Annotated in this window: 25 protein-coding genes and 2 pseudogenes; 12 read left to right on the top strand and 15 right to left on the bottom strand. The window is 55.7% G+C overall.

The features are described from left to right. Window positions 1–69: 69 nt before the first annotated feature. The 9 genes and pseudogenes from CPY51_RS15355 to CPY51_RS15320 form a co-directional block, all read right to left on the bottom strand. Entirely contained in the window at window positions 70–900 is an 831-nt protein-coding gene (locus CPY51_RS15355; RefSeq protein WP_111161102.1) for an HNH endonuclease family protein, read from the bottom strand. Continuing rightward, complete coding sequence (locus tag CPY51_RS15350) at window positions 897–2,291, bottom strand: AAA family ATPase (protein ID WP_111161101.1); 1,395 nt, start codon at window positions 2,289–2,291, stop codon at window positions 897–899. Before CPY51_RS15350 ends, CPY51_RS15355 begins: the two co-directional genes overlap by 4 nt. Window positions 2,292–2,443: 152 nt before the next feature. Continuing rightward, the gene (locus CPY51_RS15345; RefSeq protein WP_111161100.1) at window positions 2,444–3,613 is read right to left on the bottom strand and encodes a DUF2235 domain-containing protein; all 1,170 of its coding nucleotides are present in this window, start codon (window positions 3,611–3,613) and stop codon (window positions 2,444–2,446) included. 104 nt (window positions 3,614–3,717) lie between these two features. Next, complete coding sequence (locus CPY51_RS33000; RefSeq protein WP_275540477.1) at window positions 3,718–4,305, bottom strand: SAVED domain-containing protein; 588 nt, start codon at window positions 4,303–4,305, stop codon at window positions 3,718–3,720. After that, window positions 4,259–4,501 (bottom strand): annotated as a pseudogene (locus tag CPY51_RS32995) (AAA family ATPase); the annotation flags it as partial. The gene CPY51_RS33000 and the pseudogene CPY51_RS32995, both read right to left, overlap by 47 nt. Window positions 4,502–4,578: 77 nt before the next feature. Beyond that, window positions 4,579–6,504: an AAA family ATPase gene (locus CPY51_RS15335; protein WP_111161098.1), complete on the bottom strand. Its 1,926-nt coding sequence runs from the start codon at window positions 6,502–6,504 to the stop codon at window positions 4,579–4,581. Beyond that, entirely contained in the window at window positions 6,494–7,060 is a 567-nt protein-coding gene (locus CPY51_RS15330; protein WP_244598685.1) for a hypothetical protein, read from the bottom strand. Before CPY51_RS15330 ends, CPY51_RS15335 begins: the two co-directional genes overlap by 11 nt. Window positions 7,061–7,062: 2 nt before the next feature. Next, complete coding sequence (locus tag CPY51_RS15325) at window positions 7,063–8,319, bottom strand: dsDNA nuclease domain-containing protein (RefSeq protein WP_195909533.1); 1,257 nt, start codon at window positions 8,317–8,319, stop codon at window positions 7,063–7,065. 113 nt (window positions 8,320–8,432) lie between these two features. After that, window positions 8,433–9,569: an RHE_PE00001 family protein gene (locus tag CPY51_RS15320; RefSeq protein ID WP_111161095.1), complete on the bottom strand. Its 1,137-nt coding sequence runs from the start codon at window positions 9,567–9,569 to the stop codon at window positions 8,433–8,435. Window positions 9,570–9,790: 221 nt separating this feature from the next. Here CPY51_RS15320 and CPY51_RS15315 point away from each other — a divergent pair, with 221 nt between their 5' ends. The 4 genes from CPY51_RS15315 (at window position 9,791) to CPY51_RS15300 (ending at window position 12,441) form a co-directional block, all read left to right on the top strand. Further along, window positions 9,791–10,033, top strand: coding sequence for a type II toxin-antitoxin system Phd/YefM family antitoxin (locus CPY51_RS15315; RefSeq protein WP_034513080.1), 243 nt, complete (start codon window positions 9,791–9,793; stop codon window positions 10,031–10,033). Continuing rightward, complete coding sequence (locus CPY51_RS15310; protein WP_111161094.1) at window positions 10,033–10,452, top strand: type II toxin-antitoxin system VapC family toxin; 420 nt, start codon at window positions 10,033–10,035, stop codon at window positions 10,450–10,452. The genes CPY51_RS15315 and CPY51_RS15310 overlap by 1 nt, the downstream gene beginning before the upstream one ends. Beyond that, window positions 10,442–11,608, top strand: a complete 1,167-nt coding sequence (locus CPY51_RS15305) for a site-specific integrase (RefSeq protein WP_111161093.1) — start codon at window positions 10,442–10,444, stop codon at window positions 11,606–11,608. Before CPY51_RS15310 ends, CPY51_RS15305 begins: the two co-directional genes overlap by 11 nt. Before the next feature lie 92 nt (window positions 11,609–11,700). Beyond that, window positions 11,701–12,441 (top strand): hypothetical protein, encoded by a 741-nt coding sequence (locus CPY51_RS15300; protein WP_111161092.1) that lies wholly within the window; start codon window positions 11,701–11,703, stop codon window positions 12,439–12,441. A gap of 171 nt (window positions 12,442–12,612) precedes the next feature. Here the strand turns inward: CPY51_RS15300 and CPY51_RS33435 are convergent, their stop codons facing one another. Then, entirely contained in the window at window positions 12,613–13,041 is a 429-nt protein-coding gene (locus tag CPY51_RS33435; protein WP_244598684.1) for a GGDEF domain-containing protein, read from the bottom strand. 560 nt (window positions 13,042–13,601) lie between these two features. On the opposite strand from CPY51_RS33435, the gene CPY51_RS15290 reads away from it, so the two are divergent. Continuing rightward, a complete protein-coding gene (locus CPY51_RS15290; protein WP_244598683.1) occupies window positions 13,602–14,423 on the top strand; it encodes an alpha/beta fold hydrolase in 822 nt (273 codons plus the stop codon). A gap of 591 nt (window positions 14,424–15,014) precedes the next feature. Here the strand turns inward: CPY51_RS15290 and CPY51_RS15280 are convergent. The 5 genes and pseudogenes from CPY51_RS15280 to CPY51_RS15260 form a co-directional block, all read right to left on the bottom strand. Further along, window positions 15,015–15,824, bottom strand: a pseudogene (locus CPY51_RS15280) (Mu transposase domain-containing protein); the annotation flags it as partial. A gap of 539 nt (window positions 15,825–16,363) precedes the next feature. Beyond that, complete coding sequence (gene repC / locus CPY51_RS15275; RefSeq protein WP_111161091.1) at window positions 16,364–17,581, bottom strand: plasmid replication protein RepC; 1,218 nt, start codon at window positions 17,579–17,581, stop codon at window positions 16,364–16,366. Between the two features lie 165 nt (window positions 17,582–17,746). Continuing rightward, window positions 17,747–18,721, bottom strand: coding sequence for a plasmid partitioning protein RepB (gene repB / locus CPY51_RS15270; protein ID WP_111161407.1), 975 nt, complete (start codon window positions 18,719–18,721; stop codon window positions 17,747–17,749). Next, window positions 18,718–19,944 (bottom strand): plasmid partitioning protein RepA, encoded by a 1,227-nt coding sequence (repA, locus tag CPY51_RS15265; RefSeq protein WP_111161406.1) that lies wholly within the window; start codon window positions 19,942–19,944, stop codon window positions 18,718–18,720. Before repA ends, repB begins: the two co-directional genes overlap by 4 nt. 676 nt (window positions 19,945–20,620) lie before the next feature. After that, entirely contained in the window at window positions 20,621–20,983 is a 363-nt protein-coding gene (locus tag CPY51_RS15260; protein WP_111161090.1) for a transcriptional regulator, read from the bottom strand. Window positions 20,984–21,076: 93 nt separating this feature from the next. Between CPY51_RS15260 and CPY51_RS33425 the strand changes: the two genes are divergently transcribed. The 7 genes from CPY51_RS33425 to CPY51_RS15225 are packed head-to-tail and all read left to right on the top strand — an operon-like array spanning window position 21,077 to window position 26,247. Next, on the top strand, window positions 21,077–21,616 hold the full coding sequence (locus tag CPY51_RS33425) for a hypothetical protein (RefSeq protein ID WP_111161089.1): 540 nt from the start codon (window positions 21,077–21,079) through the stop codon (window positions 21,614–21,616). Between the two features lie 2 nt (window positions 21,617–21,618). Further along, window positions 21,619–22,305, top strand: coding sequence for a lytic transglycosylase domain-containing protein (locus CPY51_RS15250; RefSeq protein ID WP_111161088.1), 687 nt, complete (start codon window positions 21,619–21,621; stop codon window positions 22,303–22,305). Next, a complete protein-coding gene (locus CPY51_RS15245; RefSeq protein ID WP_111161087.1) occupies window positions 22,302–22,601 on the top strand; it encodes a TrbC/VirB2 family protein in 300 nt (99 codons plus the stop codon). The genes CPY51_RS15250 and CPY51_RS15245 overlap by 4 nt, the downstream gene beginning before the upstream one ends. A gap of 2 nt (window positions 22,602–22,603) precedes the next feature. Beyond that, window positions 22,604–22,945 (top strand): VirB3 family type IV secretion system protein, encoded by a 342-nt coding sequence (locus tag CPY51_RS15240; RefSeq protein WP_111161086.1) that lies wholly within the window; start codon window positions 22,604–22,606, stop codon window positions 22,943–22,945. Continuing rightward, window positions 22,938–25,319, top strand: a complete 2,382-nt coding sequence (locus CPY51_RS15235) for a VirB4 family type IV secretion/conjugal transfer ATPase (RefSeq protein ID WP_111161085.1) — start codon at window positions 22,938–22,940, stop codon at window positions 25,317–25,319. The genes CPY51_RS15240 and CPY51_RS15235 overlap by 8 nt, the downstream gene beginning before the upstream one ends. Then, entirely contained in the window at window positions 25,319–26,017 is a 699-nt protein-coding gene (virB5, locus tag CPY51_RS15230; RefSeq protein WP_111161084.1) for a P-type DNA transfer protein VirB5, read from the top strand. The genes CPY51_RS15235 and virB5 overlap by 1 nt, the downstream gene beginning before the upstream one ends. Continuing rightward, window positions 26,014–26,247 (top strand): EexN family lipoprotein, encoded by a 234-nt coding sequence (locus tag CPY51_RS15225; RefSeq protein ID WP_111161083.1) that lies wholly within the window; start codon window positions 26,014–26,016, stop codon window positions 26,245–26,247. Before virB5 ends, CPY51_RS15225 begins: the two co-directional genes overlap by 4 nt. The last annotated feature ends 3 nt before the right edge of the window (window positions 26,248–26,250 follow it).

Raw genomic sequence — 26,250 nt, 5'->3', positions numbered from 1 at the left:
CTATTCGATGTAGCTTGCGGAGCAAGAGTCGCCAGCACAAACAACTTGGGTAAACATTGACAATCGACCTCAGAGCACGTGCCATTCACGAAGGAAAAAGCGGTTCAAACCCGCGAAAGGATAAGCTGCCCGGCTCATCTCATCGAATTTCGCTCTGATTCTCGCTTTTATGTCGTCTGAGAGCCGTGGCTCATCAAAACTTGACTTTAATATCCGCAAGAGGTCGAGTTGCTCATAGCGTAGCCGACGCAATTCTTCACGATTTAGGCCCAGGAATTTCACGGCCGCATCATGTGCACGTACCGCCCGTTCCCCGACGTTGGCACGAATCCAAACTTCACGATTGGCATCGTCGGCCTCATATGTCAGGAGCTCTGACGGATCTTCAAGGTAAGGGTGGATTAGATCCGCGCCCTCCCCCCCCCAGAGTGCAACTAGCTCCTCATCGGTTGTCGATGTCACATCACGGACCAGGGTTTGAACAAGCTGCGTCAACTGAGCGTCTGCCGGTTGAGCGTTGGGCAAGAGAGGTGATCCGAGTCGCTGCCCCGAGATCGGAAAGTTGTCCCCCTTGTAAATCTGGTTGCAGATCTGGCAAGCAAAGACATAATTGTCAAAGTCATATGCGAGCCACCAATACGTGGACTTCGGCCTGAAGTGTTCGACGTCGCCATGCGCGACAACATCAGTTGATGCTTCGCAGTATGCGCATTTTCCGCTGGTCTCGAATTTGAGTCGTTTTTTTGCCGATTTCCATTTGGACGATGTCCATTTGATTGGCGGCTCCACTTGTCCGGAGAAAAAGCGGGTCACCAAGTCCTGATGCTTTTCGAGCAGACGCGCGCCCGTGAAGTCGCGCGGCAGTCCCGTTGCGGTGCGGAGACGCGTCAGCCGGATCACGACTCGCCTCCATTGCCAACATCCGATCGCGACTTTGTTGCCCTTTTAGATGCACGCGCGGACCCGGAACCCGTCGATAATTCTTCCGATATTTGACGCAACAGATTGTTAGTCGACTGCAGATACTCTGGGACCTTGCTCCAGTTTGGAACAGAGGCAAGCTCGATCTCGATCTGTTTCACTCTTTTTGATCGTGCGGCCTGCGATGCCGGCCGAGGACTTGCTGCCGTTTCAGAGGCCACTGTTCGCCCTCCATCTGCCGGAGCCTCTTCCGCAACGCCCTTGAGCGATCGCAACTCTCGACGAAGGCTTGCCACCTGTGGAGAGTCGAGGGTCTCGAGACCAAAAAACGGGCTCTGAATTAGCTGATGCAGCATGAGCTTATTCGGCGCGCCTTCAAACTGCGTCAAAGCTGAGGCCGCGTTGCCCCGCTCCGGGCGCTTTAGGACAAAGAGTTCGCCCTCTTCTGCCTGGTGCACCGTTAGGGGGGAATGAGTGGTAGCTACCACTTGAAAATTAGGAAGCGTGCGTTTGATGAAGCTGACCAGTTGACGCTGCCATATCGGATGAAGGTGCAAGTCAAGTTCATCGATGAGTAGAACACCCCGTGCACTCAGCGGATCGGTGCGATCCGCAAAGGTCTCCGTAATCCTGAACAACACGTCGCCGCACCACGCTGTCATTGCCTGATAGCCATCGCTGAGCTGCGAGAGCGGTAGCACTCCATCAGGCGTCTGGAACAGAAGCTGGCGGCGCTCCTTGTCAATGCTGTCAAACTTGGCGTCAGCCAAAAGCGTGTCGAGCGCCTTTCTAACAGGCCGAAGCCCTTGCGCTCCACGGCGATAATCGAGATCAAGAGCCCATTGCTCGATGGAAACAAGTGTAGCGTCAGGGGAAAAGAGCGTCGCTACGCTTTGGGCCCGATTGTTCCTATAGCTCCCTGCCATTCCGGACCAGCTGATCGGCTCGGCAGACCGGCGGCGCGAGACACCATAACCTACTACGAAATAGTTCCGGGTAGCGTGGGCCAGCGCTGCATCGATCTGCTCGAGAGTTTCAGCATTTGCCTCTAGAAGTTTCCGGATACCTTCGCCGCGCCGCAAAATGAGCTGAGCATATCGTGGTTGATTTTCCGACGTGGCGTAGTCGAGTTCGATCGTAGCGGTGTCACTTCCAACACGTATCCAAGTGTCGGGATCACCTACAATTTCGGGGAGTGCCTCCCCTCCCGCGGTGACAAGCGCCAAGGCGCGAAGAATTGTGCTCTTGCCCGCGCCATTTTCTCCCAAGACAAAGGTCCAAGGGCGAACATCACCGCTCGACTGGACGAATTGCATGTCGAGCTCTGCAATGGAGCGAAGATCTTTCAGACGCAGTCGACGTAGGAACATGCAAGCGTCCTCCTGATTACACTATGGCGGCTTGGTTTCCGCCAATTGATGGGACTGAGATTCGCGACGTTAATTCATTTACCCGGTACTCGCCTAGAACAATGGACTTCGGAACAATCGATCGCTTATCCAAAAAAAAGTCATTCAAGACCTCAAAGAGGGTCATGCTCGACCTCGAAGATTTCCGGCAGATTTTTCGGATTGTACGACGGAACTACTTCCTTCCGTCGGAGCGCAGACTCGTGAATGCTTGCTCCTTCAGGAATGAACCGCGGCTCATAGTGGGGCACGTAGTAGCCAAGCAAGCCCTTGCGCTTTGGCCATTCTCGCCATTTCACTTTCTTCGGAATCCACTCGAGAATACGCCAGGCGCCGGTTGCTGATACGTGCAACTCCCCTGTTGCGCTTGGCTCCGCGTACTCATGCTCACTGCCGCCCCGCGCCTTTCCTTCTGCAAGATGATTGAACATCGACGTGTTCACGTTCAGTCCGTGCGGATTGGCTTGCTGGATCATCCAGCGGAGGGGATACTTTGATAGCCCGCTCTCATTTTCCGGATAGCCGCCGCCGATGTCGGAGTGACAGCCCGCGAACCAAACCTGTCGGCTGTCCTGGTTTCGAGGCTCTGAAGTCGAAAAGCGATTGGGCTTGAATTCCTGGTCCTCCTTCCATCTCCGCAATCGGAACATCCGACGAAATTCATCGATAGCAATTGCTTGACGGAAGACTTCGACGCTGGGGTTTTGAAGCGTGTAAGGCAGCATCTCCAAGCTCGGGATGTAGAAGCGATCAGGTCGCGGCACAATGACGGATGCAACCGTATCCCATACGCCAAGGAACTTGATTGCTATGGTCCGTCCACCAACAATTCTTCGGAAGTGCCAGGCTACCGATAGATCCTCACCATCCATGGCGGCGCGCTTATAAGCGGCGAACGCATAGCCGACGTAGTTCAGCTGGTCTGACCGCAACAGACCGAGGAGGTGGATGAAACCAGCAAGGACACGGACGCTGTAAGAGCCGCGGCTGAAGCCGAAAAGAAACACCTGGTCGCCTTCGCTGTAATGTTCAGCCAAAAAGCGATAAGCACCCAATACGTCGTCGTCCAGGCCATAGCCTGTGGCGAGCCCCAGAACCCCTTTTGCGTTTTGGCTTATTCTCCCCCACGTCTTTCGTTGACCCAACGTTCCAACGCCGGGGTCGTAGTACACGAGTTGGCCCTCGTCTTTTTCAAGCATCCTGTATAGCTTGAGAACATTGGACATGTTCACGCCAATTTCGTTGCCAGTCCCGTCACAGCAGACGACGATGTTCTTGGCCATCGTAAATCTCCCCTCGCCCCGTCAGAAGCCTACCACAGATAGCAACCTCTTCAACTAGTTCGCGCATGCTTGGTGAAGCTTGTTTTGAAAGCCTCAGCGGCCTATCACTGGATCCTAAGAGCGGATGCGAAGCCGCCGATCCTGCGATTTTGGTCAAATACGTTCAAAGGCAGATCGGCCTTTGGCATCCACACGCGCCCCACTTCCACCGCCGCAGAGACCGGCAGGGCGGGAAAAACGTTTATCGCTGCCCCTTCTCCGTGCGCCGATTTTATCTTGTCAAACAGCCGTCTCAGCTCTTGGCGAAAGCGCGAGAGGTCGCCAGCAGTCCGCATGATGTCGTTGTGCGGCGAAATCGCAGTGATCGACCAGACCGAAACGTCGTTGCCCAGAACGGCAATGATACGGTCTTTTGATATTGTCGCGCTCAAACCTAGAATCAGAGCCACCGTCGAATGCACCTCGGTGGGCACCTCGACCTGGAACTCGATCGGCGCACTGTCGTTCTGCCACTTCCATGTCGCCGGCTCTCTGTGTCGTTGATGAACCTCGGCCGGTAGAATGTCGCAAAGCTGCCTTCCCAGTTCGATCAGGAGCGGTTGGGGCGCACCCATCATCGATAAGTAGTTCCGGGAATTCGAAATCCGCCTCAACCCATAGCTGTCGCTCCAGGGGATGATCTTTCTCGTCATTGGGAACATGAAAATCAGACTTCCGAATTTTCCGCTGGCTAGGATCGAGACTGAACATCCTTGCCAGCGCTTGGAGCACTGCGGTCTTACCGGAGCCATTGGGCCCAAGAAGGAAGATCAGGTCGGCCAGGTCGATAACAGTCGCCGCAGGGCCGAAAGAACGAAAGCTCTTTAGCCGTAAACGAACGAGTTTCATGACGCATCCTCCGAAGATTCGATCTCAATTAAAGAAGTGGCTGGAAGCTAGGGAGTACAAACACGGTTTCCTGTGGATCAGTGCCCTCGATAATAACTGATCAGCGGTGGATGCTCGGGATCATCTACGACCATCTTCCGTTCAAAGGTGCCGGTCTTGAAGCCTTCGAAGGGGCTAAATGTCTGGTCTACGACTATGCACTGCCAATCAATCAATTCAGCGTTCAGCAAGCGATACAATTCCTTGTAAAAATTCTTGAAAACCAGCGGATTGATATCAGGAGTGATGTTTTTCATCGTTGAATCCACGATCAGTAGCTGAGGTATGGGAAGTCCTTGTTCCGCAGCCGTCTTGTGAATAGCAAGCGCGTATGAAATCTTGAAAAGCACCGCCTTGCCGCCGCTACCTACATCGTAAAAGGTCCAAGCGGCATCAAAATTCCCCTCTGGATAAATGTAGGGAAGCCAAGTTCGCGTGTTGATGTGAATACCGTCCGTATCGCCAATCTCCGGAAACTTGATGGCTCGCAGTATGGATTTGAAGTTCTCTTCTAGAGCCTTGACATGGATGCGACCCTTTTCGAATTTCTCTTCCTCCTCGCTGATATTGCGCATAATTTTTGCGACATCGGCTGAAAGCTTGTCTGCACTCTCCATTCTCGCCTCAATGTCCGCCGGCATCGCCCTGACGTGCATGAGAAATCTTCTTCGTTCGTTTAACTTGCCCAGTTCGCTCTCGATCTGGCGCGCCCGCTGCAGGTATTGCGATTCCACGCTTTGTCGTGCGGAATCGATAGAATGCGATATTTCGGCACGCTTCATCTGGATCTCAGAAAGTGACCGCGATTGATTTCTCAGAGAATTCGATAACCTTCGTAACGATATGTCCAAGTCATCGATCCGGTCTGACAGATCCTGTTCGACGGCCGAAGATGGCATGTCGCCTTCGTCGTCAGAATCGGTCTCGGCCTTGCACAGATAGCAGTGACCAGGAGGACTCTTGGTCGTAACTGACGTTCCGCAGCACGGGCATGCCTTGAAGGTAGCTCCTTGCAAGACTTTCGAAGCACTCGCTGCTCTGGCCGCTTTCATCTTCAAGGTGATCAGTTCGGAACGAAGGGCCTCCTGTTCTTCCTGACGCAAACGAATGTCTTCTATCGCTGCGGCTTTGAGCTGGTGGGCATCTGTCAGGCGAACTGCCTCGTTACGCAGGCTATCCTCGACGAATTCCGTCGGTGCCTCCTGAGCTGCTCGCTCAATTTCGAGTTTTTCGGTCAAGCCGTTGATCTCATCAACTTGGCTGTCGATAGACGCCTCCGAAGCGAAACCGTAGGTGTTGAGGAATTCGCGGATCTGTTTCGCGGCTTCTCGCAGAGAGCGCTGCTCCTGTCTCTTTTCCTGCAGCTCCTGCTGTAACTGCGTAAGCACATCGCTCTGAAAGCCGAGAACGAATTTCAGAACATCCTTCGATTTTTCGGCTTTGATCGGCTGCTCTAAGGCGAACAAGCTTGAATCCAGATGAGGCTGGTCAAGGTAGCAAAACCTATAGAAGTCTCGAAAGCTAAGTCTGTGCAGTTCCGAATCTTCATCCGCCTTCCGTTTTCGCACCTTCATCGGCACGCTTCCCATACGCACGAGCAGAAAGTCGCTGAGGTTGAAGATGTCGTCACCGATTACCGCCCTCTCTCCCGCTTGGAGAGGCAGCACTTCACGAAATACTTGTCCGTCCTGCTCCCAGCTTACTTCCACGTTCGATGCCGAGATCGCACGTTCTATGAGAACCTCAGTATCGCCCAAACGGACGGTCAGCTGCGTTTTCAACACCTCGGATGAGACGGCCGGAGTTTTTACGAGCTTTCCTCCGAGGCAGTAATTTATCATTTCAACGATCGTTGACTTCCCGCTCGACATCCGGCCGTGGAAAAATGAGATCTTGGATCCGAAGGTGATTAGTTCTTCAGAGCTACGGCAAAGCAGTTTGAGATAAACAATGTTAATTCTCACCGATCAGCCCCGTTGCATCGATTTCGTCATTCAGCTGCATGGAATTTAGCTCTGGAAAAGTGTCGTAGATGAAATTCATCAGCTTAGTTGCCGATAGATCGAGATGCTTAGCGAGCATGGAAGACCGAAATACCAGTTGTTCGAACTCCGTCTGCCTGGAAATTGTCTCGGCGATAGATACGCCTGAATCTGTGAGATCGATCGATATCTTACGCCCCTCAACCTTGAAGGTAACGAATCCGCGCGCTGCAAGATTGTTGAGGAAGCGCCGGTATCGGTGATCCCACGGGCCAAACCTGTACCGGACCATGGTAGCTTCGATGGATTTTCGTTCGAAATCCGCAACTTGGAGCTTTGCCCTTTGCACACCTCTTTTCTCGAGCGCGGCTTCGAAATACGAGGGGTATCTCAATAAGAAGTCGAGTTTTGCAAGTTTAGTTATCCCCTCGACCGCGCTGGCGTCTTTTTTCATAAAGGCATTCAAAAGCACTAAAAGCCGAGCGAGATGAAGCTCCTCATTCTGCTCAAGGGACGAGACGATGTCGATCAGATCCATCGTCATGCCTCCGCCAATAGTTCAAACGGTGACGACCACCACACTTTACAGTATTCAGTCAGAAGACCTGCTGCTCCAATCAGATGATCGGGTTTACATCCGTAAAGCGTCGCCTGCTCACGAGTATACCGAGCTTCCAACTTCGCCTTCATCAGCGAAAACTGTGAAGAGCCATAACTCATGCCCGACGCGGCAGCTTCGGCCTCGACGTGTGCCTCAACGCATTCGGTGAGTGTCCTGGCCAGCAGGTCATTGACCATCTCTTTCGCTTTGTCGCCACCATATCGGGTAGCCCACCGCACTTTCAGCGCTTCGAAACTTCGAACCAGGTCCTGCACGTGATTTATTCGAGCGAGTTGGACGCCGCCCGCTGCCATCTTCTGGACCATGCGGGAAAGCCCCACTGGCAAATCTGAATGCTCAAGGAGATCGGTTATGGCCAAGGGTTCGTCAACCGGCTTCAACCGATCGGCGATAATTGCTTGCACCATCTCGCGTCCGAGCATCTTTCCTTGCAATGCGGCTTTCTGGAAGACGCTGGCGTAGTCCACGTCAGCCGCATAAAGCGAAGGTACAAAGGTATTTCTACCTTTCGAAGAGGCATGAAATGCAGCGGCGACAAGATCGTCGACAAGCCTCAGAACGGTTCTATGCTGGAGGTCTGAACACTGTTCACACTCGACGATAGCATGCTCGACAGCTCGATCGATTGTTTTAATATCTTGCTTCTGCGGATTGCACCGCGTTCGCGATAATGTCGCGATCACACTATCCGCATCGGCGCCGGACGCTTTACACAAGCGGTCAATGGCGATCTTCTTCGGATTTGTGGCTCTTAGCCTTTTAATAGTCGGTTGGCGCTCAATTTCATCCAAGAGCCAAACAAGATTAGACTCGTTCTCCTTTTCGATCCACATTTCATGGTTTGTGACGAATACAAACTCGTCAAAAATCCCTGGGAAGCGAAGATCAAGCCGGACGAAGCGAACGATGGCCTTTTCGACTGCTAGTTCATTCAGCTTAAACGGTGACAAGTGTCGCTCGCGCGACTTTACTTGAATCGCGGAAAAGGTGCCCGTGTGACGCTCGACAATAAAATCTTCGAAATTCTCGCAGATGATCGCTTTAGCCCATTGTGGATCGACCACCATTTTAAGTGCTTGAATAGCGACGTGGCTGAATTGGTACCTAAACCGCGCAATGACATCATCACCCGGATCTTCGAGATCTAGCAGTACAGATGGGCAGGCATTCAGCAAAATTGGACCCAGCTATGCATTGTTCCAGAACAACTTCGAATTGTTCTTTCGTCTTGTCAATCGCGCTCAATGAACTTTCCGCATCAGACATTTAGATACAATTTTCGGCGACGTCACATCACTCCCCACGCCCGAAACCTCCCCCTCCCCGTCATCTCCCTGAGCCCCAGATCATCCACAATCCGTAGCGCCGCCCGCGGCGTGACGGCAAGTTCCTTCGCGATCATACCGGCCGACACCAGCGGCCGCGCCATCACCAGCTCGATCAGCTCTGGCAGTTTTGAAGACGTTCGTCGTCCCGCCAACTTCCGTTCCATCATATTTCGCGCCAGCGTCAACCTGTCATGTTCTTTAAGCCCGAGCTCTGCGGCCGCCACGAAACCACGCACGATCGCCAGCAGCCGTGTCTCGCGGTCGCGATGCCGGCGCCGGTCGACGGGAATGGTTTTAAGACCGAGATTGATCGCGGCGAGGTGTGCTCCAGATGTGATGCCTGCCTGCCGCAGGATTGAGACGGTCAGCAGTCTGCCGAGCCAAGGGGCGTGCTGAAGGACAGAAAGTTCGTTCCAGGCATCGAGGGCGACCACCACCTGCAGCACGGGCGGCAGGTTTTCAGCTTGCCGCACCACTGCATGCCATTCCTCCATGCGCTCGTCCTCATCCCAGTCGAGATCATAGAGCAGCGGATCCTTATCGCGGCAGCTGGCACGGCCCGGCTTCTTTGCCTCTTCGATGACGGCATCCGAGCGGGCAAGCAGCGCGTCGATAGCGGCATAGTCAACGTCTGGCAGGCTTATACTATCTTCGATCCCATCCGCCTCCCCTCCTCCGACCGGATCGTCGGCGGGTGGCTCATCCTTGCTGATCGGAGCGATTCCATCCGACGCCTCCTTAGGCGCCTGGCCACGCAGGCTGCGCAGACCGTCCGGCGACAGCGCCCAGCCGGGTGGCTGCGCGGCAATGCGCCGGCGGGTTTTCAAAACGTCGCGGGCGATGGTCAATTCGTGGGTTGGTGTGCGAATATCCTTCGTGGCGTCATGGAGGACAAGGTCTTCGAGGTGGACAAGTTCGCCGTCGATCCACAGCGAGGCGCAGGCGTCGGTAAAGTGCGAGCGCTCGACAAAACCCTCGCCGACTGGGGAACGGGCAATGCGCTCGTCAAGACGGGTCAACATTGAGCCCGCGTCCGAAATCGGTCGCAGGAGGCTTGAGATGGGCAATTTGGCAAGATCGTAAGACATTGAAATCATGGTAAATGATTTTCTAAACAGACACCAGTGGATAGTTTGTGTCCGTCACTGCATATTTCTATCGGTTGGTGCTAGCACTATCGATAGTGTATAAGTATCGATAATGATATGGTTAGGCCTTGACCAACTTGCGGAAACCGCCGTATGATCGCGCAGAATGTCGAAAAGCGATGTGAACCACCGTCCGCTCGACGAGAGGCACACACCCTGGAGCATCCGTCATGACCGTTACCGTCAAGGTCGCCGAGGCCAAAACCCACCTGTCCGAGCTGCTGGCAAAAGTCGAAGCCGGCGAAGAGGTGATCATCTCGCGAGGCAACACACCTGTCGCCCGTCTTTCCCGCATCCGCCGCGACAACGACGTCGATGCGCTGATCGCCGAAATCAAGGCCCAGCGTGCCGGCCGTCCAGTCACCACGCAGGACGAAATCCGCGAATGGCGCGATGAAGGCCGGCGTTACTGATGTCCTTCGTTCTCGATGCCTCCATCGCCGCCGCCTGGTTTCTGCCCGACGAACAACACGATGCCGCCGATCGACTGATGTCAGAGATACGCTCGACGGTCGGTCTCGTCCCGGCACTGTTCTGGTTTGAGACGCGCAATCTGTTTCTGGTGGCCGAACGGCGTGGCCGGCTCCGCCCGGGCGAACCGCTTCTGCTGATGACTCAGTTGCGGGGGTTACCGCTCGAGGACGCAGGGTCCGGTGGAGACGGCCTGGTGCTGGAACTGGCGGCCCGTTACACGCTGACCGCATACGACGCGAGTTATGTCGCGCTCGCCAGGACACAAGGACTGCCTCTGGCGACCGGCGACCGGAAAATGGCCACCGCCGCCCGCGGTGAAGGGATCACCATCGTCGGGCCGCTTGAACATGAGCACTGACCTGTCGCCTTCGGGCAACGCGATTCTGAAGCGTGCCGAAGAACTGGATGCGCTCGACGCCATCTTGCCCTTCGATCGTCGTGATCAACTTGCTGAGTTGCTGACCGACGACGATGTCGCGACGCTCAAGCACTTGGCCAGCGAAGGCATGGGCGACAACACCATGCGGGCGCTGGCGTCCGACCTAGCCTACCTCGAGGTATGGTGTTCTGTCGCGACAGGCACTCCCCTCCCCTGGCCGGCGCCCGAAAGCCTGCTTCTGAAATTCGTTGCCCACCATCTGTGGGATCCGGCCGAGCGTGAGACCAATCCCGATCACGGCATGCCCGAAGATGTGTCGAATGCGCTTCGCGTCAAGGGATTGCTGAGAAGCACCGGTCCGCATGCGCCAGCGACCGTTCGCCGTAGGCTCACGAGCTGGTCGATCCTGACGCGCTGGCGTGGGCTGACCGGACCGTTTTCGGCGCCATCACTGAAGAGCGCGTTGCGGCTCGCTGTCCGCGCCAGCAATCGGCCGCGGCAGAGAAAGAGCAAGAAGGCCGTCACCGGCGATATCCTTGCCAAGCTGCTGACCGCTTGCGCCGGCGATCGGCTCGTCGATCTGCGCGACCGGGCGCTGCTGCTGATGGCCTTCGCATCGGGCGGCCGGCGGCGTTCCGAAGTGGCGGGTTTTCGGGTCGAGGATCTGATGGACGAGGAACCGGTTCACGCCAATCCGGCCGACGAGCACTCCCCTCTCCTGCCCTGCCTGACGATCCGTCTCGGTCGTACCAAAACCACGTCGGCGGACGACAACGAGCATGTCGTCCTGATCGGCAGGCCGGTGACAGCCCTCAAGCATTGGCTGGAAGCGGCAAAGATCGAAGCGGGACCTGTCTTCCGCCGCATAGACCAGTGGGGCAATGTCGATTGCCGCGCAATGACGCCACAATCGGTCAATCTCATCCTGAAAACGCGTATTGCACAGGCTGGTCTTGATCCGGCGCAGTTTTCTGCCCACGGCCTGCGCTCGGGCTATTTGACCGAGGCTGCCAACCGCGGCATTCCGCTGCCTGAAGCCATGCAGCAATCCCTGCACAAGTCGGTCACCCAAGCGTCGGGGTACTACAACAACACCGAACGTAAAATGGGACGCGCGGCGCGGTTGGTAGTTTGATCATCCAGCGATCGGCATAGGCCACTTCCTGAGCAGTAATTGAGATCATATCCGATGCAGCATGCGCGCTGCACGCCCCGGAAGAGGTAGCGATGGGAAGACTGAACCTTCATCAATTGACAAAGAAACAGCATATTGTTCCTCGTAGAAGCATCGCGCGGTTTTGCAACGAGGCCGGCCTTGTTCGTGTGACACGGAAGAACGGCAAGACATTTCTTGCAAAGCCAGAGAACGCTGGTTTCTGTGCTCCGCGCCTTTGGGAGGAGCGCAGCGAGAATGGGCACAAAACTATAGAAGACACCTTTCAGGCGATAGCAGACAGGATTTGTATTGGAGATCTCGATATTCCTGATCTTCAACACAGCCACGATATCACGGCCATGTTCGCTCTTTGGGCGGTCCGGTCCCATCTCGTCGAAGCAAATGATAGAGGAGTCGGTCTGAGGAATATGCCTGGACTTAAGGGATTTTCATCTGGCGCCGACCTGAGTGGATGGTCTTCCGATGAGCGAGACCAGTTGGAAAAGGCCGGTTACGTCATTTCCAATCCAGATGGTTCCATACCAGGCCGAATGCTCGCATGGCCACACATGCAACGGAAGATCAACGCCATATATTCGAAAGTCCGCGGTATGAAATGGGGCGTTTTACGCGCAGGAGATGGACAATTTCTTATGCCCGATCGTTATCGGCAGACATGGATTCTTCCTCTTTCGCCAACGACATTATTGGCGGCCGGGCGAAGCGAAGAAACCCTTTCAGCCGATGCCGTTGCGAAAGTGAATTCTCTCTCGATGTCAGAATACCGAATGTGGTTCCTGGAGAGACCATGACCAGTCGCCGGATTTTGAACCTAAGCAAGGAGAACCACACCATGCCTGGGCGATTGCGAAATCGCAAACCCGCTTCGCCCGGGATGCTCTTCGCACCCACCTTGCACGCGAGATATTTGACCTTCCCAGTAGCCAGGTGGCATCGTCCGGTCGTTGGTCTGACTTCAATGCCTATGCGACGACCATGTTTCGGCCGAGGGCTTTTGTCTGATAAAGGTTTTCGTCTGCAGCCTTCAGGGAGCCCGATGGATCAAAGCCTGGCTGGCAATAACACGCCCCTATACTCGTAGAGATCCGCACCTGTGCGCCAGAAGGTGTTTTCAAGACAATACGGGCGATTTCTTCCCGAACCTCCTCGCAACGACCGAGCATTTCATCGAACATCAAATTGCTCTGAAACAGACCAAATTCTTCACCCCCAAGACGTCCCGCGAAATCTGATTGGCTCTGGTAGCGGGCTAGGATCCGGCCGGTGCTGCGAAGGGCTTCATCGCCAGTTGCATGACCATGCCGGTCGTTGATCGACTTGAAATAGTCCAGGTCCAGAAACAGCAGGGCGCCGGCCCCACCCTGTTGACCGATCATCTCCAGATCTTCCATGAATGCGCTTCGTGTGAGGAATGCCGGTCAGGCCGTCCCTGCGAGACTGGACCCGGAGGGCATCATAAGCATCCGCGAGTTTGTTCAGAGCCTGCGCCGTTGCAGCTTCTGCTCGTCGCACTTTTTCCGACTGGGTGAAATGCAGCGCCGAGGCCGGGATCGATATCGCCAGTGGACAAAAAATGGTCATGAACAGGCCCGCGCCCGCTACTTGCCCGCCCAGCAACGGTACAATGCTGAACGAAAGAGCCAGCGAGGCCAACACCGAAAGCAGGCCGGTTAAAATCGACTTCTCTACAATACAACGCATCAATACCACCGTGACAAATTTGAATTCCTATGAGCTTCCTGAATTTAAAAGGTTCGAAACACTTCGGTAAAAGTTGAGCCATGTGCCTCGCCTACCGAAAAATCACCGCGAATGTTGCACGAGGGCAGTACCCTCACCCGGCTATTGCCGACTGTCTCACAGGACACGATCAGATTGTTGTCATAGTGACGGTTTAGGTGACTGGGCAAAATCGTCAGAATGAGAAATTTAAGGTGAACGAGGAACAACGATGATGAACGAAAAAACGGTCGAAACATCCCATGGTCAGATCGCAGTCTACGATACACCCGGCGACCAGCTTCCGGTCCTCATGATCCACGCCAATTCCGTGTGCAAAGAAACATTCCATTTCCAGATCGAAGCATTGACGGGAAAGAACCGCATCATCGCCGTCGATCTGCCGGGACACGGCCAATCCTCAGATGCCGTCGATCCGCTGCACACCTACAACTTCGACGGATATGCCGACGCAGTTTGCGAAGTTATCGAAACCCTCGGCGTCAATCGCTTCGCCATTCTTGGCCACTCGCTCGGCGGCCACGTGGCTTTGGAACTTATGCGTCTCCTGCCCGAGGAGACAGCCGGCACGATGATCTTTGGCACGCCCCCCATCCCTCCAGGTCCCGCGGGCGCGGCCCTTGGTTTTCTTCCCAATCCGCAGTTCGCCTACACAGGGAAAGAAGTTCTGACGAAGCAGGAGATCGACATGGTCGTTGAGCTTGCGCTCGGATCGGACGCCGTCCCCGACGAGTTCTGGAAAACCACTGTCAGGCGAACGGATGGCCGCTCGCGTAAATTGATGATCGATGCAGCCCTTTCCGGAAAACATCTCGATCAGCGTGCGCTTGTCGAAAATTCCGCTGTCCCCCTCGCCGTCATCAACGGCGCTGACGACCCAGTGATCAATCTCGACTACATCGACTCCCTGAAATTCCGGAGCCTCTGGGCGCGCGGGGCCGTTCGTCTGGAAAATGCGGGACATGGTCTCCACTGGCAAAAGCACAGGGAATTCAATTCTCTGCTGGACAGCTTTCTCGCCACGATCACTTGAGGCTGTGAATGGGCGGAACGTCGACGATTTCATCCCGACTCCCTCTTGTTACCGGCATTGGCGCGCATCGACGCCATTAGCATTGGCCCCAGCGAGAACTCGCCTTTTTTCGGTCGTTGCGTCAGATCACGCGCCGGCTAGTTGATCAGGCCTCGCCGCTCCAGAATGCAGGCCATCACAGCCGCGGCATTTTCCGACCCCCTCTCTCTGCCCTCACAAACGAAGAATGACTTTGATGGAGACTGAGCGTCTCTCACAATTTGCACACCGGCAAACTCGAATTGCTTGGCAAAGCGCTTTACGGCCTCACGCTGAATGCGCTCTTGATCTGGGTCTGATATTGCCCTGAACCCTTGGTCCGCGGCGGAACAGGGGCGAGGTCAGCCATTAGTTGAATCGATCCGGCGGGCTGCTAATTCACGACGTTTTGTCTCCGGCAAGTGCACGTGAGAAAGGGTCGGCAGACCCCTACAGAATTGACCAACGGAAAAACAACTTTATTATCAGCGTGTTATATCGGTTCGCAGTTGCGAAGTTCCAATTTTCACTTTTTTGGGAGTGGCGGTAAGGGGGTCTTCCCTACCTTCATTGCTAATAAGAACTGCCGCGGATGTTGGTGTGCGATGGTGTTGGTTTTGCCGGATCAGTCTGAGGTTTGGTCCGCTCGAGACCGGATTTGAGAGTGGCGGTGACAAAGGAACAGGTGATGGAGTTAATGACCAGCGCCCGCTCGCAAGCCGCTTCCAGTCGATCCGTATCGTAACGCGGGCAAGGGACAAAATGCCGAAGGCCGAGCGATATCCTTGTTCGGGATGAGGACGATCGCGCATCATGCGCTCGACCAGAATGGCGGTGTTCACCCTGATCCTCACCGCATGGTTCAAAAGCGATGCCGGCGTAGTGTTGGCGTAACGCTGATGGGATTTAGGCATGTGCTCGTTGACCCTGACATGCCCGGCTCGCTGAGAGCGCCTGACATGGCTGGCAATCCGCTTGTGATCGAGGAACATCTCGACCACCCGGTGAGTCAGCCGCACATCAACCTGTCGGCCAATCAGGCGGTGCGGCACGGAGTAGAAGGTCTTGTCGACCTCGACATGGTAATCGGGATGGACCTTCGCCGATTTCCATTCTGCATAGTCGAACTGCTTTGCCGGCAGCGGCGCGAGAGCTTTTCTCTCCACTTCATCGAACAGGTGCCAGCGAAACTTGCCGATGTGGCGCATCGGGCGGTTGTTTAAGTCGTAAGTAGAACCGAGATCGCGGCGTTCAGATTGGCCAGACTGAAGAAGCCTCGGTTTCTGAGGCGAGCCAGTATCCAGCGCTCGACGATCAGCACCGCACCTTCGACCTTGGCCTTGTGGGCTCGAACCATAGCGCCTTCGCGACGCCTGCCGACATCAAGATACGAATGACAGGGAACTCGTTATCAAGATGATCTGATCCCCATCGTTGAGCCTCATGAAGATTGCTTGACTGCGATGCTTGTCAAAAAAGCCCGCGTCGGGAAACGGGGAGGGGTTCACGACCGCCATCTCGACGCCTGCAAGACGCCTTGCATGATGGAATGTCGCGCTCTGACTGATTACGACGGATTCCGAGCTTTAAGGACCAGTTCCATAACAATGCAAGCGGGCATGGTTCTCACGTGGCCGGCGTTATCGCGAAAATCGCGCTGAGGCGTCGCTTTACCTCTACACGCGGCTTCGGCGGGGGAGCGATCACGAAAGGAATACGAAGGCGATGGATTCATAAACTCAAGGTGTCAAAGATGGTTTCGTTACGAAAGCTAAAACGTTCGATCGTGTGACGCGAATGCGACGGTCGTTCGCAAGCTTGAGCCGTTGCCCCCCACGTAATGTTGTGACCTTCGCAACGCTGTTACAGACGAGGTTTTGAACTCAAGAGATTGCCCGATCCTTGCCTCCAAGGTCACCGGCTTACGCACTCGCTTGCTGTCGGCCCTCCGCATTGCTCTTCAGAAGAGCAATAATCATCGGGCCCAGTGAGAATTCGCCGCGCCTAGTGCGCCGAGTGAGATCCCGCAGATACCCCCCGGCGGAATTGATAAAGTTTGCCCTCTCCAAAATCCCGGCTATGGCAACAGCCGCATTCTCCGGCCCCATCGCTTCACAGGCGTCCTGGTAGGCCGACGGACTGACCCCCAAGGCCGACCGAACCACCACAGCCGCGGACATCAGGTCGCGCCAGTTCCCAATCGCCCCACCAGGCCCGTAATCAGCAATCGTCGGGCAGGCCCTCAGCACCACTCCTAACGGAAATGCCTTTATCGGCTCGCTCCTCGCTCTATCTAATCCGCTTGGGTTCGCCCCTGGCTCTATTCGAGAGCTTGGTTCAAGTTCATTAGGGGATTCGGTATTTGAATTCTGTATGTGCCGCTCATTATGAGCATCATTGGTGCTATCATTTCTCGAAATATCGTGAATATCCAAGCGATTGACGACCTCTTCTTGTAGAGCCTGCATGTCTTCGACGATTGAGGTGAGGTCAGTAAGCGTGGGGGAGCGGGGAATCCTGCCGACTATGCCGACATACATCTCCTCAATTGCCCGCCAATCGCCGGCCGCGCCCTCCTCCATGGCTGCGGATATCAACTTGCGGACGTCGCGGCGGCAGATTGTCAGACTTTCCTTCGTCTTCCGGAACGTAGCGCGATCGGCCATAACCTGCTGCGCCAACATGGCCAACTCTTCGGATCTGGCGAGGAGAGGTGAAAGATCGAAGCCGAATGCAGCCTCGATCTTGCCTGCGTCATCCTTGCGCGCGTATCGCTTGCCGTTGGCGCTATCCTTGCGGACGATCAACCCTGCTTGGACCAGCAAAGCGATGTGCCTGCGTAGAGTGGCTCCTGCCATGCCGTGAGCCCGCAGCGATAATTGAAAATTCGATGGAAAGACGATCATCTTGGCATCTTGGCGTAGCTGAGCTTCCGGGTAGAAGCTCAAAAGCGCGTCGAGAACCGCAAGGCTGTTGGACTGGATCCCGAGAGAATCCATCGCGGCGGATGCGTCTCTGAAGACCTTCCATTTATCCGCGGTCTTTCCCTGCTTGATATCGGCCAAGGCCGTCTGACGTCGCACGAGCGCAAGCGTCGCCGGCCGGCGCCCGAAGGGCGTCGTCACATTTCCTGTTTGCATCGTCTCTCACCTTTCAGAAGGCAAAAGAAAGCCGCTCACCAAAAACGGTGCCAAAGACTCTTGACGAGGATTCATGGAAATGCGATTCTGTGTTTCTCACGACTACAGAATGAGGTTCCACGACGGCAACGTTGTTGGGGCCTTTTTCTTTACTCGCCTGCTCTCCTAGTTTCGCCTGTGATTTGCCAGGTACGCCTCATAAAGCGCGGGCACCTGCTCCAGCAAGAAGGTCGCGAAGTCCGGCGTTGCCTTCTTATCGACTGTAATTTCGAGCTTCGTCTTATTCTGCGTGATTTGGCCCAAACGGGCGCCGGTTGGTGTCGCCAGGACAGTAGGTGCGCCACGAGACACAGGCTTCGGCCTCATGTGGCTCATTACAGCCTTGAAGCGTTCTTCTGAGCTAAGAGCCTGCGTGCTCTCGGCCTTGGCAACCGCGATCACTTCCGAAGTTCCTTTTGTCTTTTCAAGCAAATCGGCTAACTGCCGCCAACTCGGCCGACCGACACCTGGCGCTGGCCCAATTGCCTCGATCAAATCTTCAGGCAATGCGTCGACGAGTTGGAGCATCGTCGATAGCGTTGTCTTATCAACCGATAACGAAGACACGATCACGTCTCGCGTAAAGCGTTCTTTCAGCCGCGCGGCGAACCGAGCCTTCTCAATGAACGTGAGATCCTCACGCTCATTGTTCTCTTGGCCCTGTGCGATAACGAGCTGCTCATCAGTTAGACTGCGAACGATCGCTTTGGCTTTGAGGCCGAGCTCTTTCAATGCCCGTAGACGACGGTGGCCGAAGGCAACTTGATATCGGCCGTCGTCGTCAGGATGTAGACGCACCAAGATCGGGACCTGCTGCCCTTGCTCCTGAATTGAAGCTCTTAGCCCGTGTATGTCACTTTCCATACGGTCTTGTACAAATGACGGATCAATCAGCGCAGTATCGATATCGATGACAGGTTGCCCCTCGATGAGACTTTTTTCTATCTCGTCGGCACGGCGGCTCCGGTCGTTTAGATCGCCGACCGACTTCTTTATCGCCGACATTGGATTGCTCGTCCCGTGCAGCGGACGTTCGTGTGGTGGCGCGCCCGATGTGGTGACGGGCGCCGGAAGGTCAGCGAAAAGATTTTTGCGGCTCATGTTCTGCCCCATGTTCTTTTTATCAGACCCTCAATCTCAGCATTTACACTGTTCATCGATTCCAGAGCGCGGTCGTACGTCGCCCGTGTGAACTGATTGCGGTCAACCTCAAAAAGGGTCTGGTTCGTTAATCCGGCATCCGAGATAGCTGTACTCTTGACCATGGAGTTGACCATGACGTGACTGCCAAACAGCGATCGCAGAAAGGCTACCATTTGATGCTGGGGGCCGTCAGAAGGCTCGAAGCGCGTGATCAGGTAACGCATCCAGTTTTGCCTATCGTCGGCACCTGCGGCTGCAATTGTATCCATGAGGTCACTGGTCATCGCCAAGAACTGATTCATGGACAAAACGTCGAGCATCTGTGGGTGAACTGTAATGAGCACGGACGTAGCCGCAGTAAGCGCCGAAAGCGTTAGATAGCCGAGCTGGGGAGGGCAGTCGATGACGACCACATCATATGAGTCTCGAATATCGTTTATGGCATCTGACACTCGAGCGAAGAAAAGCTTGTCCCTGGATTCTCGCTTTGCAAGAGCCATGGGCGTGGTATGCTCAAACTCCATAAGCTCGAGATTGCCTGGGATCAGGTGCAGGTCAGGAATATACGTCGCCCTGACAATATCCTGGATTGGACGCCGGTCTTCATCATAACGGATGGCACCGTAGATCGTGTCGTTTGGTCCGACATCAAGCTCAGGCTGGCTTCCAAACAGAGCGGACATGCTTGCTTGAGGATCTAAGTCGATGGCAAGGACGCGATAACCTCTCAAGGCGAGGTATTGAGAAAGATGCGTTGCAGTTGTGGTTTTGCCAGAACCGCCTTTGAAATTCATAACGGCAAGCACCTGCAGGTCTTCATTTTGCCGGCGATGTGGCAGATAACGTCCGGCGGGGCGGCTCCCAGCGTCCATATATTGACGTATTTTCGCAAGATCGCTCACGGAATAAGTACGGCGGTTGCCAGGACCTGAGGCAACCTTAAAATTCAGGCTTTCATCTTTCTCCATTTCGCTAACGATTGTGCGTAGATACCCTTCAGCGAAATCGAATAATTTCTCTGCCTCGGCTGGAGCAAAATTTCGGATTGTTTTCCGCGCGTGCGGTGGAAACATCTTTGTCTGGTAAGCTTGTAGTTGGGCAGAAAGCGTACGGGAATGGCTGCGAACCAGCTCCCGAAAGCCGGAAAACTCCTCTTCAGCGCCTAGATCTAAGTTTACCATGTTTACGCTCGCCTTGCCCAGTTTGCGGACCTTTGCCAACGGACGGCATAACTCCGCAACTAGATAGAGACCGATTTGACCGAGTCGGCAAGTGCTTTAAGGTTAATGCAACATTAACATCTTCCTGGACCTCGGGCGACGCACACAAAAAAGACAATAACATCAGTTAATTGCCTGGCTAGCATTGTCCCCCCGGTGGAAGAAAAAAATGAGTCGACAACCGACTTGCTCAAGTCATGATCAAGGTCAAAGAGCACTTGGGTCTGGCCCCGTCGTGGCTTGATAGGTTCTGTATGTGTCGCGATTCAGGCGTTCGAGTCGGCATGCTACGCCGAGTCCACGTCTTCGCTAAAAGCTAACCGGAAACGATCCCAATCTTCCTCCGGTGATGCTCTGTTATGACATTAGCCATCCAATCGCCGCCGAGTCGCGCAATGGAGAGGATGGCGTTAACGGCTTCTTCCGCCACCGGCAAAGCCACCCTCTCTCAACGTAGTTGGAGCATTTGGCCGAACGTGACTTCACCGTGATCGTAGAATCCGCGTGCCGTTGGTGCTTATAGCGCCTACGCCGACACGATCGGCGCATGCCCCATGAACTGCTGTTGACCGTCGTTTCCGGCGCTCGGTTGTGCGAATTAAATCTTTGTATTAGACAATGCCTGATAACTTAAAAATCAGCCATTTCTGGTCGTAGCTGCAGCGTGGAGTGCCTCAAACATCTGGGGGGAAAACTCAAACTGTCGGGCCGTTCCTCGGCCCATTGAGTTCCGTCCAAGCGTCTCCGTAAGGATCCCACGCTGGACCAAGAGATCAATGGTTTCGATTACGCCACCACGCGTCATTCCGGTGATTTCGATTATATTTGCGAGCGTTAACTTCTGGTGCGCCTGATGCATCAGATAGAGAATATTCATCATCCCGATCTGTTTGATGCGGGACTGCGCCGACTCTCCCTCGATCGGCTTTTCTAAAATTTCACGCACTGCAAAGACAGATAACGCTTGGCTTTGCCATCGGTCGCTCAAATTGCTTGCCATCGGTTTAACTATCTATTATTTGCATAGTCAGCGGGTTGAGGCGAGTCGCTTTTCAATTCTAGCTGACATTGAAGAAACCGGAGGGTAGGGGGCATGAAGGGCCTTTTCTTTCGAGCGATCATAGCAGCGTTGGGGTTCGCCTCACTGTATATTATTTCGGAACGAAGCGCTCGTGCCGACGACTGGGGTTGCCAGGTTATCCTGTGCATATCCAACCCCGGTGGCCCAACGCAATATGCCGAGTGCCGGCCGCCGATCGAGAAACTTTGGGATTGGCTCGCGAAAGGCCATTCGTTTCCGACCTGCAGCGGCGTCGGCTTTCAGAGCTCCCGGCCCCATTACGAGCCATACTACTGCAGTGCCGACTACCGTCTATCGGCTGGCTACGGCCCTCGTGGGAATGACGCTACGTGCATTTCGACGTCGCCGCAGGCCGTGAGCGATAGTTTCTGCCGGCAGGATCGAGACGGCGGCGGAGAGAACAACGGCTCAGTTATGTCCCCGCGTTGGCAAAACCAAAACGGTCGCTATCAGTGCATTGCCTATACCGTGGCCCGTCCCTTGGTGCGCGAGAAACCTCGGTACATCGATGTGACGATCGACGGGATCGGTAAGCAGAGGGTGTGGTTCTGAACATGCCCGTTGCCTTCCTAGATCTTGCACAGACCTGCGCGCCCTTCGTTGCATCCGAAACACTTGCAGGCGTCGTCAGCCTCGAAAGCCGGTTCGCTCCGCTCAGCATCCGGATCAACAGCGGCGCGCGCCTCAAGCGGCAGCCTGCGACGAAGGCTGAGGCAATCGAAATCGCCACATCATTGATGGCCGAACGCCATGACATCCAGTTGGGCCTTGGCGGAGTCGGAGCGGAAGAGCTTCGGAGGCTCAAACTCTCGATATCCGACGCTTTCGATCCGTGCCTTAACCTTCAGGCTACAGCGACGCTACTCGACGGCTACTATCGCCTCGCGGTCAAGGTGGGTGCCGACCCCGCCAGGGCCGAGCAGGTCATGCTGCAATCCTACTACGGACGGGATGATCCATCTGTCGGCGCCATGGTCAACTATGACGATCAGGTTCGCCGCGAAATCAAACGGCTCGGGCCGACCATGGCACGAGTGACAATTGGCGACACGGGGGAGGGGAGGGAGGACGACATCCCAAACGAAATTCCCGGCGCAGACGCCGTTGCCGAGGTGGTGGCGGAAAACTCCCTGGAAAAAACAGCCGCGATCTCCGCGGCGCCGGCATGGGACGTCTTTAAGACCCGACGCCGATCATCCGTCCTCGTGTTTCAGAGCAATCAATCGGAGCAGAGTAAATGACCGTGAATTCCCGTATCCGACCCATTGTCGCTTCGTCCGTCATGGCTGCCACCATCGTAATGACGATGGTTGAACCAGCCTTCGCGCAAGCCGCCGGCATCGAAACCGTCCTGCAAAACATCGTTGACATGCTAACCGGAAACATCGCCAAGCTTCTGGCGGTCATCGCGGTGATCGTCATCTGCATTGCCTGGATGTTCGGCTATATGGACCTGAGGCGGGCAGGCTTCTGGATCATCGGGATCGGCGGCATCTTCGGCGCCACCGAACTCGTCAACACCATCGTCGGAAGCTGAAGATGGCCATCGAGCGGGCGGTTCTCGAAGAAGACACACTCTTCATCGCATGCACGCGGCCGGCAATGATCGCTGGCGTGACCATGGAGGCGATGGGCTTCAACATCATGCTCACAACGATCCTCTATATCGTTGCCGGTTCGATCGCCTATGCGCTGGTCGGCGTCGTGTTCCATCTCATCTTCCGCGCCCTGGTGAAGCACGATCACAACATGTTCCGTATCCTGCTGGCCTGGGTCGAGACACGCGGCCGTTCGCGCAACAGTGCCTATTGGGGCGGAGCAACACTCTCGCCTCTCAGATTGGCCCGCCGCTTTGACGAAAGGGATATTGGATTTGCCTAACATCGCCACTCTCAGATCCCGCGAGCTCGCACCCGAGGCCTTTATTCCATACCTGCGCCACGTCGACCAGTCGACGATCGCGCTTGACTCCCGCACACTGATGGTCATGGTCGCGCTCGAAGGTGTATCGTTCGAAACCGCTGATGTGCTCGATCTCAACGCCCTCTATCGCGACCTCAACACCCTTTATCGAAACGTTGCCGATGAGCGGCTTGCGATTTGGACTCACCTCGTCCGGCGTCGAGACAGCGACTATCCAGATGGAACATTTGCAACACCATTCTCTGCCGCACTCAACGAGAAGTATCGCGAGCGTATGGTGCGCGAAGACCTTTTCCGCAACGATCTCTATCTGACCGTCCTTTGGTCACCAGGGCGCGATCCGGCCGCCAAGGCGGCAAAGCTGCTATCGCGCCTTCGACGGGCAAAACGCCTTGATATGGAGCTCGATGAAGAGGCCTTGAAACAGCTTCAGGACAAGGTCGTCGACGTAGTCGCTGGCTTGAAACGTTTCGAACCCCGTGTGCTTTCTCTCTATGATCAGGACGGCATGCTCTTCTCCGAGCCGAGCGAGGTGCTTCACCAGATCGTCGGCGGCAGGCGCGAACGAGTTCCGCTGACCGAAGGCCGCATCGCTTCGGCGATCTACTCGGATCGCGTCATCATCGGTCGCGAGGCGATCGAGATTCGGCATGAGGCGGAGAGCCGTTTTGCCGGAATGCTGAGCTTCAAGGAATACCCGGCCCGCACCAGGACTGGCATGCTGGACGGCGTCCTCACCAGTCCGTTTGAACTCATGCTTTCCCAATCCTTCTGCTTTGTGTCGAAGGCGGACGCTCGCGTCATCATGGGGCGAAAGCAGAACCAGTTAGTGAGCAGCGGCGACAAGGCTGCCTCGCAGATCGACGAGCTTGACGATGCGATGGACGATCTGGAGTCCAATCGGTTCGTAATCGGCGAGCATCACCTGACGCTGTCCGTCTTCGCGGCGACAATGAAAGAACTGACGGACAATCTCGCGAAGGCTCGCGCCAGCCTGACCAATGGAGGCGCCGTCGTGGCGCGAGAGGATCTTGGCCTCGAGGCGGCTTGGTGGGCGCAACTGCCGGGCAATTTCCGCTACCGGGCGCGATCAGGTGCGATCACCTCGAAGAACTTCGCGGCACTGTCACCGTTCCACTCTTATCCGATCGGACAGAAGGACGGCAATGAATGGGGACCGGCTGTCGCTCTGCTCAAGACGGCCTCGGGATCGCCCTACTACTTCAATCTCCACTACGGTGATCTCGGCAACACCTTCATGTGCGGCCCATCGGGAGCCGGCAAGACCGTGATCGTGAATTTCATGCTGTCACAGCTGGAAAAACACGATCCACATGTTGTCTTCTTCGACAAGGATCGGGGCGCGGACCTCTATGTCCGCGCCGCCGGCGGCTCCTACCTGCCGCTGAAGAATGGCGTCCCCACCGGCTGCGCTCCCCTGAAGGCCCTCGACCTGACGCCGGAAAACAAGGTGTTCCTGGCGCGTTGGGTCGGCAAGCTTGTGGGTTCCGGCAAGCGGGAACCGACAGTCACCGAGCTTCGCGACATCTCCGGCGCGATCGATGGCCTTGCCGACCTGCCTGTGGACCAACGGACGATCGGCGCACTCCGGACCTTCCTCAATAACACCGACCCGGAAGGGATCGCCGCCAGGCTCCGCCGGTGGGAGAGGGGAGGGCCGCTCGGCTGGGTTTTTGACAATGTCATCGAGGACATCGGCTTTGGCGATTTCGGCGGGCCCAGTAAGTTCATCGGCTACGACATGACCGACTTCCTCGACAACGAGGAAATTCGCACACCGCTGATGGCCTATCTCTTTCACCGCGTAGAGCAACTGATCGATGGCCGTCGGATCATCATCGTCATCGACGAATTCTGGAAGGCACTGCAGGACGAGGGGTTCCGCGATCTTGCGCAAAACAAGCTGAAGACAATCCGCAAACAAAATGGGTTGATGCTGTTTGCCACGCAGAGCCCACGCGACGCGCTGAACTCGCCGATCGCGCACACGATCATCGAGCAATGCCCGACACAGATCTTCCTGCCCAACTCGCGCGGCAACCATGCCGACTATGTCGATGGATTCAAGCTCACCGAGCGCGAATACGAATTGATTGCGCGCGAGCTTTCCGTCGAGAGCCGGAGGTTCGTGTTGAAGCAGGGACACAACAGCGTCGTTGCCGAGCTCGACCTCAACGGCTTTGACGATGAACTCGCCATCCTTTCCGGCCGGACCGCCAATGTCGAACTACTCGACGCGATCCGCGCGGAGGTCGGGAATGACGTCAAGGATTGGCTTCCCGTTTTCCAACAGCGAAGGAGTGCAAGCTGATGGCTTCCTATCGACTTCATGGCGCAGTGCTCGCCACGGTGCTTATCCTTTCCGCTGAAGGCGCGGCGGGGCAGGGGATTCCGGTCATCGATCAGACCGCTATCGCCAAGCAGATCGAGAGCATCGCGCAGCTCAAGTCCCAGCTCGACGCGCTCAATCAGCAGATCGAGCAGGCGCAGCAGCTTTATGGCTCGCTCAACAAGCTCACCGATATGGCGGATGTCGCTAGCGTTCTCAATGATCCGGCGATCCGCAAGGCGCTTCCGTCCGACTTCGCCGCCATCGAGGGTCTGCTTAAAGGCAATGCCACCGGCGTGTTCGGCGATTCCGCCTCGAAGTTCCTGGACAGTAACTCGACCTACCGCACCAGCGCCGATGATTTTTATGCCGAAGAACTGTCGCGTATTCAGAACCAGAATGCGGGTCAGATGAGCCTGGGTCAGCAGATCTACGATGCTGCGACCAAGCGTATCGACGGAATCGATCAGCTACGCGAGAAGATATCTACGGCAAGCGACTCTAAGGATATTGCGGACCTGCAGGCGCGTCTTCAAGCCGAACAGGCATTCCTCCAGACCGATGTACTACGGATGGAGGGGTTGCGGATGGTGCAGCAAGCACAGACCCAGGTCGATGAACAGCGCAAGGCGGAGGATTGGCGGCAACGTATGGATGCGATGAAGGCGGCACTGCAGTGAGGCCGCTCCCCATCTTCGTTACCCTCTTGCTGCTGGCAGCGTGCTCGCAGGAATCCGAGCGGACTTATACCGTCGATGAATTCGTCACCGACGAAGCGCTGCTGAGCCGAACCATTTCTGGGTGCCGCGACAATCCTGGTGAACTGCGCAACACGATCAATTGCCAGAACGCGGAGGCGGCCGACGGAAAGCTACGCCTCCAAAACATGCGCAAAGCGCTTGGAGGCTGATCC

Origin of the sequence: Arminella tubonensis (genome assembly GCF_003240585.1) — a bacterium.
GTDB lineage: Bacteria > Pseudomonadota > Alphaproteobacteria > Rhizobiales > Rhizobiaceae > Rhizobium > Rhizobium tubonense.
This window is presented reverse-complemented; position numbering and strand designations above follow the sequence as displayed.